Origin of the sequence: Alkalihalophilus lindianensis (assembly GCF_032843265.1) — a bacterium.
Lineage (GTDB): Bacteria > Bacillota > Bacilli > Bacillales > Bacillaceae_D > Alkalihalophilus > Alkalihalophilus lindianensis.
In genome coordinates, this window is the sequence record NZ_JAWJBA010000267.1 from 1 (window position 1) to 275 (window position 275).

1 protein-coding gene is annotated in these 275 nt (G+C 41.5%); it reads left to right on the forward strand.

The features are described from left to right. The coding region (locus RYX56_RS22205; protein ID WP_317124098.1) for an Nramp family divalent metal transporter at window positions 1–275 on the forward strand (275 nt) is incomplete at both ends.

Here is a 275-nt window from a genome sequence, read left to right on the forward strand (position 1 = left end):
TTGTCACGTATTTTATTTTAACACTTGAGAAATATGGATTCCGGCCATTAGAAAAATTTATTGCCGCTTTTGCGATACTGATTAGCTTATGTTACTTAGTGGAGACAATCCTTTCGAAACCGGAAATAAGCCAAATTGCCTATCACAGTGTTGTACCCTGGCTTGGCAACAAAGAAAGCATTATGCTTGCGGTTGGGGTGATCGGTGCGACCGTTATGCCCCATGCGATTTATTTGCATTCCAGCTTAACACAAAGACGAATCATACCACGCAAC